Raw genomic sequence first — 14,633 nt, 5'->3', positions numbered from 1 at the left:
TTCGGTGAGCCAGCCGGACCCGATGTAGGTGAGGGTGCCGACGGTGACGGTGTCGGCGGGTTCGTCGCCTTCTTCGCGCCGGTAGGTGGCGCGGGTGCCGCGGAGCAGGCCGAAGGTGACGGAGTAGCGGCGGGCTTTGGTGAGGAAGTGGCCGCCGAAGCCGAGCATGTGCGCCCAGCGGCGCAGCCCGGCGTAGGCGATCGGTTTGGTGTCAAGGCTGTCTTGACGGTCGTCGGCGGTTGCGGCGCCGTTGGTGGGGGTGGGGCGTCCGAGGTGCCAGCAGGCGTCGATGAGGCGGGCGAGGTGGTTGCCTTCGGGGTCGGCGTAGTCGTCGATGGTGGCGGCGGTGAGTCGGGTGGAGCAGTGACCGGTGGCTTCGGTCGCTTTGGTGGCGTACTTGGCGAGGTAGGCGGCGACCTTGCCGTCGGTCAGCTCGCCGCCAGCATTGTTGATGCGTCGAACGTCGACCTGCTCGCCCCAGGCGACCCGCCAACCCTGCGGCTGGTCGGGGTGCGGGGGTGTGGTGACGGTGATCTGCCGAGCGACGGCGTGGACGGCTGCCTCCAGGTCGTCGGCGGTGATGTCGGCTGGCGGGGGCACGAGCGCGTCCAGGTCGTCGGGGTCGACGCCGTCGAGGCGCAGCAGGACGTGGAAGTGCACGGCCGCTCGGCGTTGCATCTCTGCGACCTTGCCGTGGGACACCCGCACGGGCGGCACCCGGCGGACCTTGCCCGAGGCGGTGACGACCCGAAGAAGCGGGATGCCGCGCCTACGGCAGAGGGCGGCGAGGTGGCGTTCGATGGCCTGCTTGGTGCGCCGCCACAGCTCGCCCGAGAAGTAGTTCCAGACGACCTGCTGATTATGGTCGTAGCAGTCCAGGCACAACGGCTGCCCAAGCCGCGGATCGTCGGCGTCGTGGCGGGCGAAGCACGCCGCGGGCTGCCCGTGCGGGCACGTGCCGGCGGTGCTGCGGGCGCGGCAGGGGGCGGGGCGGCAGTCGCAGCGCTGCCCGCCGCGGCAGGTGTGGCGGGGGATGTGCCGGTGGTGGACCGCGCCGAACGACGGGGCGGTGAAGGTGGCGAAGACGACCGGGTGCCGGCCGACCGATGCAGGGACGCCCTTGCCGCCGGTCAGCCCGCACCGGACGACCTGGTAGGCGTCGCCCTGGTAGACCCAGGCGCAGTCCGGGCAGTGCGATTCGCGGCGGTTGCCGCACGCCTTGTAGAGCGCCCGGTCGGGCAGCTCGTCAGTGTGCTGCTCCCTCAGGACTCGGCCGGTGTCACGGTCGACAGCGGCGATGGTGCCGGAGAGGCGGATCGGGCGGCGGCAGCCGCCGGCGGGGCGGGTGTGCTCCAGCCAGCCGGAGAACTGCGGCGTGGCGGCGCGGTGTAGGGCTTGGGCGTCACGGCCGCCAGCGAGGCCGGGCCGGTACAGGGTGAGCGGGGTGGACACAACTGTCTCCTCATCAGGGGGCGGCAGGGACGGGAGACGAAGCACCACCAGCCGTGGACGTTGGTCCGCTGGTGGTGTTCGTCGTGTCTCCTGGCACCGCCGAGAGGGCGGCTGACGCCGGAGGGCGGAGTCGTGGTGGTCCCACTTCCCGCCGATGAGTCGTGTCCTTTCGCGCTCGTCGAGCTGGTGACTAGGCCGGCACGGGTGGGAGCCTGGATGTCGGCATCCGGCGGGTTGCCGCAGGCTGCCCTACCCGTGAGAGGTGTGCGAATCCGGGCCATCGAGGACGGCAGGGAAGGCCGTGTTGGGCCGCTCAGCGGATTCGAGAGACCGGCGCAGCGGCCGATCCGATTGAGAGCCGGCCGGATTTGGCCCACATCAGCGGCAGGAAGGCCGCTCAGCATCTCGGAAGTCGAGTCCAGTGATCCGGCAGGAGGGCCGCGCTGGGGTGCTCGATGAGCGTCAGAGTAGCACCGGGTACCGACAGGTCAACCGGCCGTGATCCCGCAGCCTGTGGGGACGCGTCGGCTAGGGGCACTCTTGAACCCCATCCAGCCGGCGCCGGACGACTGCGAGATGTGGGCGACATCCTCGGGCTGGGCCAAGCTCATTCGCTCTCTGCCTGCTCCTGGGCCTGGTTCAAAATTGCCCGCAGGAGCATGGGCGGTAGCCGTTTGCCAGCATCGAGGATTTCTAGGCCGACGACGTGGCCTTCGGGGTTGAGGTCGAGGTTGTACATGCCTTCATCAGCGTCGACGGGCACCATCCGCTGCACCCCAGCCGTCGGGATCGGGTGATCGAGGTAGATGTAGGCCGCATCAGCGTCGCTGTCATAAGTGCAGACCAACGCGACCCGTGTCTCCGTGTACATGGCCGTCAGGCTGGCACACGGCTGGCGTGGCGTGTCTCAGGCGGCCCGCCGCCTGCCGGCTTTGTCGGGTCTCAGGACCTGCGTGACATATCGGTCTCAAGACATGGGTGACGCTTCCGGCTAGCCGGGTGGTGACGGCGGCTCGGGCGGGCGTCTGCGGGCGCGGGCTGCGTCGGATATGGCGATCCCGGTCAGGACGAGGGCAGCAGCGGCGGCGACGACGACTGGCGGCAGGGGGAGCATCGCCGGTGTCAGGGCGGCCAGCGCAAGGACGCCGATCGGTCGGGACCGGGACACGCGGCCGAATACCGCGTGCTCGAAGCGGGCGCGCCCGGCCAGGTACAGCGCGGGTCCGCCGAGGATGACGGCGATCCAGGCCGGTGGGGTGTGCCCGAGTGGATGGGCGATGACGAGTTCGGCGCCGACGGCTGCAGCGACCACGCCGGCCACCATGGCCAGGTGGGCGTATGACGCCGATCGGGCGAGGCGGACCGGGTCGGCAGAGACGGCAATCGCTTCCGCCAGGACTTGCCCAGCGCGGTATATGTAGATCCGCCACAGCAGCACGGTGGTCGCGATCGACACTGCGAACGCGGCGACCCCGTCCGGCGCGAAGCCGCTGCTGCTCAGCGCCAGTCCGGTAACCAGGATCAGCTCGCCGAGCGCGATGATGAAGAACTGCCGGTAGCGCTCGGACAGGTGCTCGCCCGAGATCACAAGGTCTTGGCTGGGCGTTCGGCCCGCCCCCGGGGTGGGAAAGCCGATTCTGCCTGCCGTGTGGTCAAGGACCACAGCGAGTGCCCACAACGCGCCACGCGCCGTACCGTGCATGAGCGCCCCCGCGATCCACGGCAGCGCCGACAGGCCGTACCAGAACAGCCCGCGCACGCCGTGGCGCTGCAGCTCGTGGCCACGCAGAACGGCCACGAGGACGAGCCCGCGGCCGAGCTGGATGGCGACGTAGGCGCCCGCGAAGATCAGGCCCGTGTCGCCGAATGCCTCGGGCACCGCGGCCGCCATCACCAGGCTGCCGACCATGGTCGCGATGACCAGCGCCTGGAATACCGGTCGTTGCGGGTCCGTCCGGTCGGTTAGCCACGCGGTGCTGGACCAGACCCACCACATGGCCCCCAACAGCACCAGCGTCCGGAAGGCACCGCTCCACCCGAGATCCTCGGCCAGGCCGCGCGAGAGCTGAGCGAGCGCGAGGACAAACACCAGGTCGAAGAAGAGTTCCAGGAACGTAGCCCGCTGTGGATCCCCGGCTTTCCGCACCAGCCCGGCCGCCCTGCTCGTCGTCATCGGCTCGCCCGTTCTGCCAGCTCTGCTCCAGGTTTGGGAGCATTCTGACATGCGGCAGCGGCGGTGACCGCGGACGTGTTGCCGTGGACTGGATCGAGCGACCCGCGTTACACGGACGGGCGACGGTCGAGGCCGATGAGTTCCTTCCATCCGTCGCCACTGGATCGGATTAGCTCGTCAACCTTGGCCAAGCGTCGGGCCGCTGCTACAGAGGGCGGAGTGTCACCCAGGTCCTGAATACCGATATGTCACGCAGGTCCTGAGACCGGACAGCCGCCTGCCGGCTTTGTCGGGCTCCACTTGATGCGTTACGGCGTGGCTTCACTTGACGCGTGACGAGTTCCCGCCTGATGGGCCGCCGTTGCTACACAGAGTTACTACTCGGCCGATCGCTAGGCGGATTCGACGGTCCGTCAGAGGCGCGCGGTCAGCGGCAAATCCGGATGCCCAGCGACCGGGCACCGGCGGAGGACATGTAAGCACGATCATCGTTGGGGTGCGAGCAGAGCCCCTATTCGCGGCCGACCCAGGTGGCGACACACGCCTCGTTGCCCTCAGCGTCGGCCAGAACCCACCACATCGGCGCGTGCGCGGCGGAGACGAGGCGGCCGCCGGCAGCCAAGGCGGCGGCGATGCGAGCCTCGGCCTGATCGTGCGGGACGGCGACATCGAGGTGCATGCGGTTACGCTGTGGGCGCGCCGTGTCCATTGGCTGCAACCCGAAGCCCGGGCCGCGGCGCGCCGGGTCAGCCAGGTAATCGTCACCGATCTGGCGATAACCCAGCAGCGCCCGCCAAAACGGCAGCACGTCCGCGCCGACGAGCGCGTCGAGAGTGACGTTGATGAGCTGCACGGCGGTCGGGTCGGCCGGGATGTCCAGTTCCTTGGCGGCGGCCGAGATCCGCCGAGCCAGCGCGACGTCGCGCAACGACAGGGACACCGTGACGCCGGCGTGGCGAAGGTCGACGTTGAGGTACTGCTGCTCGGCTCCGCCGACGAGCCGGCCGATCTCATCGACGAGCGCGATGCCCTTGGCCAGCGAGCCGGTCCGGAAGTAGGCCGAGACCACGTGGTAGAGGGAACGCCAGTCCCCGACACCGTCGGCCCCGTGGAACTGCCCGGCGGTGATCTGCACGGTCATGCTGGCGAACCTAACATCGGCCGCGCAACGGATGCCCACACCGTGGCTCTCACACTCACTGACACGGACGTCTGCATCACCGACCCAGACCGGAAAGCGCAAGATCAGGTGCACGCTCATCGGCAGAAGCGGATAGGCCAGCCCTCTCCGCCCGCCCCGCGTTCACGGCGGGTAGCCAACCAGCCAGAGCAGGCTGTCACGCATCAAGTGAAGCCACGCCGTAACGCGTCATGCGGAGTCCGACAGCCGCCTGCCGGCTTCTGTGGGAGGACTTTCTGTACGTCTATCAAGGCGGCCCGACAAGCGGGCCGCACGAGCCGCCGCCAGGGCGCGCGCCGGCCGCTTAGCTGTCGCACGCGGCCGACACGCCAACGCCCGACGGCTGGCGCGGAAGCGGGGAGCCCGAGCGGGCCGCAGCCGAACCACAGACCGTTGACCGATGAGGGGGTGGGCCGGCAGCCGGCCGGGCCGCGCGGCCACGAGCCCCCGCGGCGTAGGGGAGCGCACGCCGGCCGCGTCGACGAGCTGGCGGCGGTCGCGAGGTTGCGGCTAGGGCGCCTCCGGCGGGGGCGCTCCGGCTCCAGGATGGCCGGGACTCCGCGGGCGGGTCACGGTCCGCGGGTAGTTTCGGTAGGCCATCCCGCCTGCCGTCGACCCGGGCGAGCCGAGCAGACCACCGCCCGACCCGCCAGCGTCCGTACGAGCCGTCAAGGTCCGCTTGACGTGGCGGGCCGGGCGGCAGCCCGCTCCCCGAAAGGGCGGGTCGACGGCACACGGGATAGCCGAGGACTTCACGTCTGGTCGGGAACTATTCTCGCGGTTTCATCGTGATGCAGGAAGACCGTGCTCACTTCTCCCGCTGCCCACGCCTTGAGGAAAGATGCTACCCCGAATGTAGAAGCGGCGTTTTCGGCAAGGACCTCCTCGATCACTTCTGGCCTCGATTCGGTGCGAGCAAGGGCGAGGCGCCTCCAGTCAGGAATCTCTTCAAAGGGCACTCCGCGCGCGAGACCGATTTCGATATAGGGCGCATACATTGCCAATTTAAGCCCTCGCTGGAGAGGCGCCAATCCTTCTGCCTTCGGGTGTATCCTAGCCTCGACTGAAGAAAGCGATCGACGTCGGTGCGTGGGATCGGTGTACCAAGGCCGGGTATCGATTTTGGCGAGGAACTGGTCGACCGCGGGAAGTACGTCGTCGACCGAAATGAGGCGAGAGTCTGTGTTCGTCAGCAGCAGCTCAGCGATCGATGTGTATGCGGATTGGTCGGCACTTGCTCTTGGATTCTGGAAGAGTATCTGTCCGCCGAGTTTCGTCAGGCTCAACTCCAGTTGCTGCACAATGGCGGGGCCTTCGGCGGCAAGAACTTGGTAGTAGGACAGCCCCGGAGAGGACTCTGCATGATGACGTATACGGGGCTCCGCACTCAATTCTATTTCGCGCATTGCCACTCGCACGTCGTCATTGGAGGACATCTGTCCGGCGTAGTAGAGGTACGCAATCCCTGGCACATGCTCACTCGGCAAATTTGGCAACTGCTCTGACAGTTCCGTAGCTAGTGCCCTTGCTACCACCGGCCCGTTTTCTGGGGACGTCCTATCTATGAATTCAAAGGTCCCAGAGAACCCATCCGCTTCCTTTGGAAACCGGCCCGGCCAAGGTTGGAAGGCGTCCCAATACCGCAATGAGTCGTCTATCCGCAACTCATGATCTATCATGGTCTTGAGCAGCTTACGTGCAGTAGCCACCGAAAGCGTTGCGAAGGGCTCGCTCCTGATAACAAAAGACAGGAGGCTCGCCGCGTGGGATTCAGGAGCACGGGCCGCACGTGCGGCAAGGGCTGCCAAGAACTTGTCAGCACCTCCCGAGACGTTTCTGTCAAGAATCTGGAGTGCCAGTTGGGCGACAATCTCCCATTCCTCGCGCTCAAGCCGGCGCCCCAGTGCTTGTAGTACCCGCCCCGGTGAGCTATCACGAGTCCGAACAAGGTGCTCGGCGGTGAAGAACTCAAGGAAGGTCCTGTGCACGAACCCGTATCGAGGTTCCGTCTCTGTCGCGCCAACATCTGTGAGGACCCATGCGCGACCGGTGCAGAAGTCGAGAAACCGTTCTGCCTCATCTCTCGCGAGATCCAAATCCTGATGACGCTTTCCAAAAAACTCCTCAGCAAGCTTCTCGATAAGTTCCCTCCTTGGCATGGCTCCACCAAATTTTTGTTTAGTGAATAGCTCCCACGCCAAGTGCTGAACGGCGCTCCTGATGTGAGCTCCGAAAGGCATTGCTCCATCAATCCCGCGCATCCTATCCCAGCGTTCAAACAGCATGGTCGCGCACTTTTCGAAGACATCCGGACGATTTCTCGGAATGTAACGCTCAGTGGAGTACATGCTGCACAGCAGAGACAGCATGAGTGGGTTGACTCGAAGGTCCCGCACCATGCCGCTATCCCGAATGAACGAGTCTTTCAGCGCGATTCTTTCACGGACAGGAACGGAGTTATCTAGTCGGAACCAGTTTGATGCATACTGGTCGACCTGCTCGTCGTCAAAATCCGCAAGAATCGCAACTTCGGCTATCTTGTCGTTAAGTGGAGCTGCATCGTAACCTACGCGGCGCGACGTAATTACGATTGGTGTAAGAGGGTAGCGCGAAATGAATCCTTCGATGAGCCTGACGGCCTTGGTGCGGAGGGATGTATCCACAAGTTCGTCTAGGCCGTCAAACACAGCTACGGCGCGGCCGTTCAAGAGCAGGTATTCAATCGCCTCTTCCGGTGGATCAACGTTGTAAGGGTCCCTGCATCTATCGGTGATATAGTCAACGATGCTGTTGCCGCCGCGTGTTAGGCCGTCGACGATGTCTCTCAGAATGAGCAGAAGCGGCGTCAGGTGAGGGAAATGATGATTGGAGTCAGTTGCTAAGTCATGAGCCAGCTTACTGACGAGCGTGGACTTTCCGGCCCCAGGTGCGCCCAAGATAACTAGGCGACGGCCAGGAGTTAGGGCGTCCGCAAGGTCGACACTCCTTTTAGGGCTTGGTGCCGACCGTTCTTTCTTCAGGTGATCATCGTCGTCGATTGGGTGAAGGTGGGGCTGAACATAAAGCTGCCGGTAGGGAACCGCCCGGCTTATGCCTGCATGTGGGAGGCGCATCTCCGCGTGCAGGCTTGCAATCTGGCTCCGCAACTCGGTTTCGAAGGCGTGAAAATGACTTAAGCGTTCGACTTTCTCTAGGAGACTAGTGTTTCTGACGGCCGCAGCCGTAATTCGACCCGCGATTGCGAAGTCGACGGTCGAGTTAAGAACCAAGCCTCCCGCTTGGTCCCAAGCTACTTGAGTAGCATGCAGGACGTTCGAGAAGACCAGTTCCACGAGCTCAAACAGCGCTTCGTCACTTAAGTCAAAACGACTCTTTAAGCCAAGACGTATTTGCTCACGGCAGGCGGCTAATAGCTCCTGCGAATCCTTGCCGCGTTGTTCGAGAGTTCTCGCCGCATAGACTTGATGAGCCACGTAGTCCAAATCCGGACTCATAATATAGTCGCGGAGACCACTTACCTGATCGTCGCTAAGATTATCAACCGCATCGATCGCTGGCCTGGCACCGGGAATCATGAGGCCCTGGGCGGCATTAGCTTCCAGCCGTCGACGGTCGAGTGAAGGCTTCAGCAGCCGCGTGAGAAGCGGTATCACTGCGCGGTAGCCTTGAAGTACCGGTTCTGACACTTTCCACCACCTAGGTAACGACGCTACTGGGGCAGGGTGAGCGGGCCTCCGAACAAGCGAAACCTCCCGGAACTCGCCTAGAGCCTTGAGTCCAGAGGGTTGCCATGCTGCCGGGTCGTGGGCATTGGAACCCCTCGCTGGTCGCATAGCTGACAGTGGAGTCGAAGGCCTCGTAAGGCCACGGCGCGTACTACGGGGAGTGCTCTGACCCAAGGATGGAGGGACAGAGGCCTCATTCGTGTGAGGCGTTGCATGCGGATGGCTGGTACTGGTAGACCGCACGTGTCCGCATGGATGTAGGCATGCTCCAGATCGGGCGAGGGGATTCGGTCTGCCCCAAAGTACAAGCCTGTCTGGTTCAGCTTGACCACCTCCGGTGGCAACCATCCGTCTCGACTTCTATCGGCATCAATCTCCCGTCGACCGGCCCGTCGAGGAACCACGCCTCTATCGTCGCCATCCTGACATGATGGTGGAAGCGGCGCAGCGGCGGAAGTATCGCTGGTGCGGACGCCGGCGAAGATGGGACCGCAGCCACCAGCGGGGGTCGGCCTGGTTCACCGACGGAATGGCTCTCGACAGCAACGCTGACAGCAACGCCGCCGGACGGCGGCACGCTGACGAGCCTTGGCACGGACGTAGCTCCGAGCGTGCAGCCGTTGCCGGACGCGTGCGGACGCGACGCACAGAGCTTACAAGCGAGGGGTCCGGCGGCCGCGACGGGCGTTGTCATCGGCCGGCGCCGGAACGTCGAGCCAGGCGGCGAGGCGGGCGCGCCAGTCTTCGTTACCGAAGTCAGCTCCGACCAGGAGATCACGCCAGTCCTCTCGGGCCAGACGTGACGCGCGATCGAGCTTGTCGAGTCGGCCGTGGGCGAGGCGCACAATTGCTGCGAAAATCCGCTCCGGATCCTGACGAGAGTCCGCAACCAATTGATCGAGGCTGTGCAGCCTGTCGATCACCACGTCGGCGTGTTGTGGAAAGTCGGCGTTGATGCGCCGTCGGAGTCGCGGAGAGATATCCAGCATCGATGGAGTCTACGCGGGCGCGATGCGAGTACCGTCGACTGTGGCGGCCCGCCGGAGTAGCGGCCGGCGGCCCGCCGCCCAGACCGCTACCTGGGAGACGACGATGACGGACCCGACGACCTTCGGTGCGCGTCTACGCGCTCACCGCGAACGCGCAGGGAAGACCCGCCCGGTCCTCGGTGGGTTGGTCGGCCGGAGCGCTGAGTGGGTTAAGGCTCTGGAGAGTGGGCGCCTTCTTCCACCCCGCCTACCCATGTTGCTTCGCCTGGCTGAGGTCTTGAACATCTCCGACCTGGCGGACCTGACCGGCGATCAGTCCCTGCCAGTGGCGTCGGTGACCCGTGCCGGTCACCCCGATGTCGATAGTGTCGCCGCCGCGATGCAGCGCTCTGCCGTGTCGGTCGGGGACGCGACGCCGGTCGACCTGCTGCGCGGCCTGGTCGACCAGGCGTGGGGGCTGTGGCACCGATCAACCGCTGAGCGGACGGCGGTCGCCGCGGTGCTTCCAGGGCTGCTCATGGATGCGCAGCGCAGCGCTCGCCGGCTGGACGGGCTGGCGCGCCGCGAGGCCCTCGTCGAGCTGGCGCGCGTCTACCACCTCGCGCAGCTGTACCTGGCCCACCAGCCGTACCCAGAGTTGGTGTGGCTGGCCGCTGACCGAGCGATGCTTGCCGCTCAGGACGCCGACGACCCTGCCGCGATCGCGGTAGCCGCCTGGTACTACGGCCACGTCTACCGGGGAGCGAACCAGATCGACGCCGCCGAGCAGGTGCTCATCGACGCTGCCGGTCTGGTCGACCCGGCCGCCGGCGGCGAGCAGTTGGCCCGGTGGGGGCAGGTTCAACTGGGCATGGCGCTGGGGCACAGCAAGGCCGGTCGGGCGGGGCAGGCATGGCGGGCGTGGGACGCCGCCGACGAGGCCGCGAGCCGGCTCGGCAGTGGGTACACCCACCCGTGGCTGATGTTCGGGCCGGCCGCCTGCGCGGCGTACGCGGTCACTATCGAGACGGACCTGTGCCGACCGGGTGAGGCGGTCCGGCGGGCCGACACCATGGACTACCGTGCGCTTCCGTCGTGCACGCGTCGGGCTGCCGCACTGATCGAGGCTGCTCGGGCGCATGTGCTGCGACGGGGCGAGGTCGCGGCGGTGCATCTGCTCGGACGAGCGTTGCGGGAGAGCGTGGACACGGTGCGGCACCATCCGTATGCCCGCACTGCCGCCTTGGAGTTGTCGAACCGGCCCGGCACGGTCGGGGAGGACGCGCGGGAGCTGGCTCTCGCGATCGGGGTGATGGGGTAGCGCTCCCTCAGGTACAAACTCTCCCCGCCGCCGTCTGTGACCGCTCGTAGCGTGCTGGTCACTGACGGCGGCGGTGTCTTTCTCCGGCTCGACACCCGATAGGGCTGAGGAGTCTTCGCCGCCGCCTGCCAACGCTGGAAGGAAAGGCGGAGCACGTGGCGGTCTGGTCCGAGCTGTGCAAGCTGCTGCGGTGGTTGCTCCGGCGACCGGAGCCGCCGCCACCGCCAGGCACCGGGCAGCGATACCAGGCGGCCGAGCAGGCGGAGGCGCAGCGGCGGCTGCTTGACCAGGCGGAGCGGTTGCGGAGAACGCAGTGGTACCGCGAGCCCAGACAGCCGAAGGCGACGCTTAGCCAGCACACCGGCAACGGGACCAGGGGCCACCGATGAGACGAACAGAGGCCGCTTGGCATCGCACGGCGGCTCCAGGCAGGCGGTCGGTGCCGTACGACGAATACCTGCTCGCGACCGCCTTGACCCTTGCCCGGCGGCACCGGCCGGTCTGGTCCTGGCGCAAGTGGCGCCAGATCTGCCGCTGTGGAGCCGACCTGCCCTGCCATGCCCGGCATCGCATCCCGATCGACCGTGGCCACTGGCCGGGAGAGGAGGCGCAGTGAAAGACGACCAGGAGCAGGCGATCCTCGCCGCCCACGTCCGAGCGTCCGACGGCCTCTGCGCCGGTTGCCGCGCGTGGTGGTCACGCCTTGCCCCGTACCCGTGCTGGCAGGTCGAATGGGCGACCAGCCGGCAGGCCCGGACGATCACCGTTCGCTTCCTGGAGGGTGTGCGATGACCACCCACGGCCCGGTCATGCCCACCTGGAGCTGCGGCGGCTGCGGCCTTCCGTGGCCCTGCCCGATCCGGAGGCGGGAGCTTCGCGCGGAGTACACGGATGCTCCGGTGTCACTGGCCCTCTACCTTGGCGCCTACCTCGTCCAGGCCACCGAGGACATGCCCTGGACGCCGGCCGGCGTGCTGTACCGCCGCTTCCTCGGCTGGGTCAGGGCGGCCGACCCGTCGACGCCAGCAGTACAGCAGCGAAGTACAGCAACCGTGCCAGCCGAACCGAGCCGAGAGGCACCTGAGCAGGCTCGCTGACCTCGAATCAGATCCGACGAGACCCGCTCGCCGAGAGTTCACACCGAAGAGGTCACTGGTTCGATCCCAGTATCGCCCACCATCGAAATAACGCCGAAGAGCCTCCGCGGCTTCGGACACAAGTTGAACCTCGGGCCTGGCGCTGCAAGATCGTCGTCGGATTCGTGTCGGCGAGTTACGAACCACGGCGCTGTGAGGTCCAGGGCTGCTCCGCTTGCCGTCGGAATGGCAAGATCGTGTCTCGTGATCGATGATTTCGCTAAGGACGATCTGCACGGCCAGCTCAGGCGGACACGTCAGGCGCTGGTCTGGAAGCTCGATGGCCTGTCCGAGTACGACGTCCGGCGTCCTTTGACAGCGACGGGGACCAACCTCCTTGGCCTGGTGAAGCACTTGGCGACCCTGGAGGCCTGGTATTTCGGTGAGGTCTTCGGCCGCCCGTTCCCGGAGCCGCTAGGGCGATGGCAGGACGCGGACGGCAGCGACCTGTGGGTGACCCCGGGCGAGACCCGCGAGCAGATCATCGACTTCTATCAGCGTGCCTGGGGGCATGCGGACGCGACGATCGAAGAGCTTCCCATCGACGCGCCTGGCCACGTGCCGTGGTGGTCGCGGCCGGACGTCAAGCTGTTCAACATCACGGTCCACGTCCTTCAGGAGACCACCCGGCATGCCGGACACGCCGACATCCTGCGTGAGCAGCTCGATGGCCGGACTGGGGTGAGGGCTGAGTACGAGGAGCAGATCGACACGGCGGCCCGGGAGGCGTACTGGGCGAAGATCGAGCGGGCTGCGCAGGAAGCGGCCGGCGGCTCGCATCATGCCGACCTATCCGACACGCATTGCGCGGTGGGGACGCCGTGAGAAATCCGGATCTCGTGGAGGTTCGCCCGTGAGGGCGGTCATCGTCGCGGCCGCGGTCGCGTTCATCATCTCCCTGATCGGCACGCCGGTGGCGATTCGCGTCTTCACCGCGCTCAAGGCCGGCCAGCCGATCCGATCCATCGGGCTCGCCAGCAACCAGGGCAAGAAGGGCACGCCCACGATGGGCGGCGTCGTCTTCATCGTGGCGACCGTCTTCGCCTACGTCGCCGGGCACATCGCCCTGACCACGCTGCCCGAGCGGCAGATCGCGCAGGAGGGGCCCACCATGACGGCCCTCGTCCTGCTCGGTTTGTTCGTCTTCTGCGGCGCGGTCGGCTTCTTCGACGACTTCCTCAAGGTGCGCCGGCGCAACTCCGACGGCCTGTCTGCCAAAGGCAAGCTGCTCGGCCAGGCGATCGTCGGCGGCGGGTTCGGCATCGCCGCGCTCTACATGCCGAGCACCGACGGCCAGACCGTGGCCAGCGAGCACATCTCGCTCATCCGCGACATCAGCTGGCTGAACGTCGGCAAGGTCGGCGCGGTCATGGTCATCATCTTCGTGATCACGGCGATGTCGAACGGCGTGAACCTCACCGACGGCCTCGACGGCCTGGCCACCGGCGCGTCGACCCTGGTGCTCAGCGCGTATGCGCTGATCGGCTTCTGGCAGTACCGGCACTGGTGCGCCGACGACGCGTACGGCCGCGTGAACGACTACTGCTACCAGGTCCGGGATCCCCTGGAGATTTCCATGATCGCGGCGGCGGCGGCCGGCGCCTGCGTGGGCTTCCTGTGGTGGAACACGTCCCCGGCGCGGATCTTCATGGGCGACGTCGGCTCGCTCGGCCTCGGCGCCCTGATCGGAGGGCTCGCGGTGGCAACCCGCACCACGCTGCTTTCGATCATGATCGGCGGGCTCTTCGTCATCATCACGACGACCTGGGTGATCCAGATCGTCTCGTTCCGGACCACTGGTAAACGCGTCTTCCGGATGGTGCCGTTGCACCACCACTTCGAGTTGGCCGGATGGAGCGAGGTCAATATCGTGGTCCGGTTCTGGATCGTGGCCGGCGTCTGCGTGGCGGTCGGCCTGGGCCTGTTCTACTCGGATTTCTTGGCGGTCGTTGGATAGGAGCCACGCGACAAGCCTGTGTCGTGCCACCGACGGTGATCCGCCGGGCAGCCTGGTTCCCCACCGGGGTGCCAGCGTCTGGCAGCAGCATTGCCTAAGCCGGTCGCGGCCAGACCCCTCGGTCGCTGTGTCAGCAAGAAGTCAGCAAGAGGTCTGGCGTCATCCATCACGGGGCGACCTCCGGCGGCTGGAGCGCACGCCACGACATCACGTGGTATCGGCTGTGAACTGGCGACAGGCGAGATCGACGTTCACACCGAAGAGGTCACTGGTTCGATCCCAGTATCGTCCACGCAGGTCAAAGGCCACTTCCCGGCTTCGGGAGGTGGCCTTTCTGCTGCGGTACAGCAGCCAAGTACAGCAACAGTAGAGCGCCCCGGCGGCGGCGGACGGTGGCGAGGGTGACCGCGATGGCCGGGGTCTTGGTGATGAGGTCTTCGGCCTGGGCGTGGGTGAGGGCGGCCCGCAGGGCGGCTCGGATGTCGCTGACCGTTCGCGTCGATGGGACGGCCTGGCAGCAGCGGCCGACCGCGCAGCAGCGCCGCTTGTGCTTCGGGCGGGCGGCGTCCTTGCCCTGGGCGCAGCGCTGGCAGGTCCGGGCGACCTGGTTGATCCACGTCTGCACGTCCCGCGACTGGAGCCGGTCGAGCCGCTTGGCCCCGAGGCCGGGGGTGATGTAGCGGCGGACGAACGTCTCGTAGGTGGCGTAGGTCAACGGTGC

The 14,633-nt window shown here is 66.4% G+C and carries 12 protein-coding genes and 1 pseudogene; 6 read left to right on the top strand and 7 right to left on the bottom strand.

Features of this window, described 5'->3' with window-relative positions:
- The 6 genes from V6U81_RS27780 to V6U81_RS27755 all read right to left on the bottom strand — a co-directional run.
- Nucleotides 1-1,452, bottom strand: a 1,452-nt coding sequence (locus tag V6U81_RS27780) for a replication initiator (RefSeq protein ID WP_334493855.1), incomplete at its 3' end; no start/stop codon positions are given.
- 607 nt (nt 1,453-2,059) lie between these two features.
- On the bottom strand, nt 2,060-2,323 hold the full coding sequence (locus V6U81_RS27775; protein WP_334493853.1) for a DUF2283 domain-containing protein: 264 nt from the start codon (nt 2,321-2,323) through the stop codon (nt 2,060-2,062).
- A 120-nt stretch (nt 2,324-2,443) separates the two neighbouring features.
- Nucleotides 2,444-3,625 carry a low temperature requirement protein A gene (locus V6U81_RS27770; RefSeq protein ID WP_334493852.1) on the bottom strand — a complete coding sequence of 394 codons (1,182 nt, stop codon included), beginning with the start codon at nt 3,623-3,625 and terminating at the stop codon, nt 2,444-2,446.
- 511 nt (nt 3,626-4,136) lie between these two features.
- The gene (locus tag V6U81_RS27765; protein ID WP_334493851.1) at nt 4,137-4,886 is read right to left on the bottom strand and encodes a VOC family protein; all 750 of its coding nucleotides are present in this window, start codon (nt 4,884-4,886) and stop codon (nt 4,137-4,139) included.
- Nucleotides 4,887-5,557: 671 nt separating this feature from the next.
- Nucleotides 5,558-8,491: an NACHT domain-containing protein gene (locus tag V6U81_RS27760; RefSeq protein WP_334493849.1), complete on the bottom strand. Its 2,934-nt coding sequence runs from the start codon at nt 8,489-8,491 to the stop codon at nt 5,558-5,560.
- Between the two features lie 692 nt (nt 8,492-9,183).
- Complete coding sequence (locus tag V6U81_RS27755) at nt 9,184-9,519, bottom strand: hypothetical protein (protein ID WP_334493847.1); 336 nt, start codon at nt 9,517-9,519, stop codon at nt 9,184-9,186.
- A 103-nt stretch (nt 9,520-9,622) separates the two neighbouring features.
- On the opposite strand from V6U81_RS27755, the gene V6U81_RS27750 reads away from it, so the two are divergent.
- The 6 genes from V6U81_RS27750 (at nt 9,623) to mraY (ending at nt 13,912) form a co-directional block, all read left to right on the top strand.
- Nucleotides 9,623-10,819 (top strand): helix-turn-helix domain-containing protein, encoded by a 1,197-nt coding sequence (locus V6U81_RS27750; protein ID WP_334493845.1) that lies wholly within the window; start codon nt 9,623-9,625, stop codon nt 10,817-10,819.
- A 439-nt stretch (nt 10,820-11,258) separates the two neighbouring features.
- Nucleotides 11,259-11,435 carry a hypothetical protein gene (locus tag V6U81_RS27745; protein WP_334493843.1) on the top strand — a complete coding sequence of 59 codons (177 nt, stop codon included), beginning with the start codon at nt 11,259-11,261 and terminating at the stop codon, nt 11,433-11,435.
- Nucleotides 11,432-11,611, top strand: coding sequence for a hypothetical protein (locus V6U81_RS27740; protein ID WP_334493841.1), 180 nt, complete (start codon nt 11,432-11,434; stop codon nt 11,609-11,611). The genes V6U81_RS27745 and V6U81_RS27740 overlap by 4 nt, the downstream gene beginning before the upstream one ends.
- The gene (locus V6U81_RS27735) at nt 11,608-11,916 is read left to right on the top strand and encodes a hypothetical protein (protein WP_334493839.1); all 309 of its coding nucleotides are present in this window, start codon (nt 11,608-11,610) and stop codon (nt 11,914-11,916) included. The genes V6U81_RS27740 and V6U81_RS27735 overlap by 4 nt, the downstream gene beginning before the upstream one ends.
- A gap of 243 nt (nt 11,917-12,159) precedes the next feature.
- Nucleotides 12,160-12,780, top strand: coding sequence for a DinB family protein (locus V6U81_RS27730; RefSeq protein ID WP_334493836.1), 621 nt, complete (start codon nt 12,160-12,162; stop codon nt 12,778-12,780).
- A gap of 28 nt (nt 12,781-12,808) precedes the next feature.
- Nucleotides 12,809-13,912 carry a phospho-N-acetylmuramoyl-pentapeptide-transferase gene (gene mraY, locus V6U81_RS27725; RefSeq protein ID WP_334493857.1) on the top strand — a complete coding sequence of 368 codons (1,104 nt, stop codon included), beginning with the start codon at nt 12,809-12,811 and terminating at the stop codon, nt 13,910-13,912.
- Nucleotides 13,913-14,285: 373 nt separating this feature from the next.
- Here mraY and V6U81_RS27720 read toward each other — a convergent pair.
- Nucleotides 14,286-14,633 (bottom strand): annotated as a pseudogene (locus V6U81_RS27720) (tyrosine-type recombinase/integrase); the annotation flags it as partial.

This window comes from Micromonospora lacuserhaii (genome assembly GCF_036902735.1).
Classification (GTDB): Bacteria; Actinomycetota; Actinomycetes; order Mycobacteriales; family Micromonosporaceae; genus Micromonospora.
This window is presented reverse-complemented; position numbering and strand designations above follow the sequence as displayed.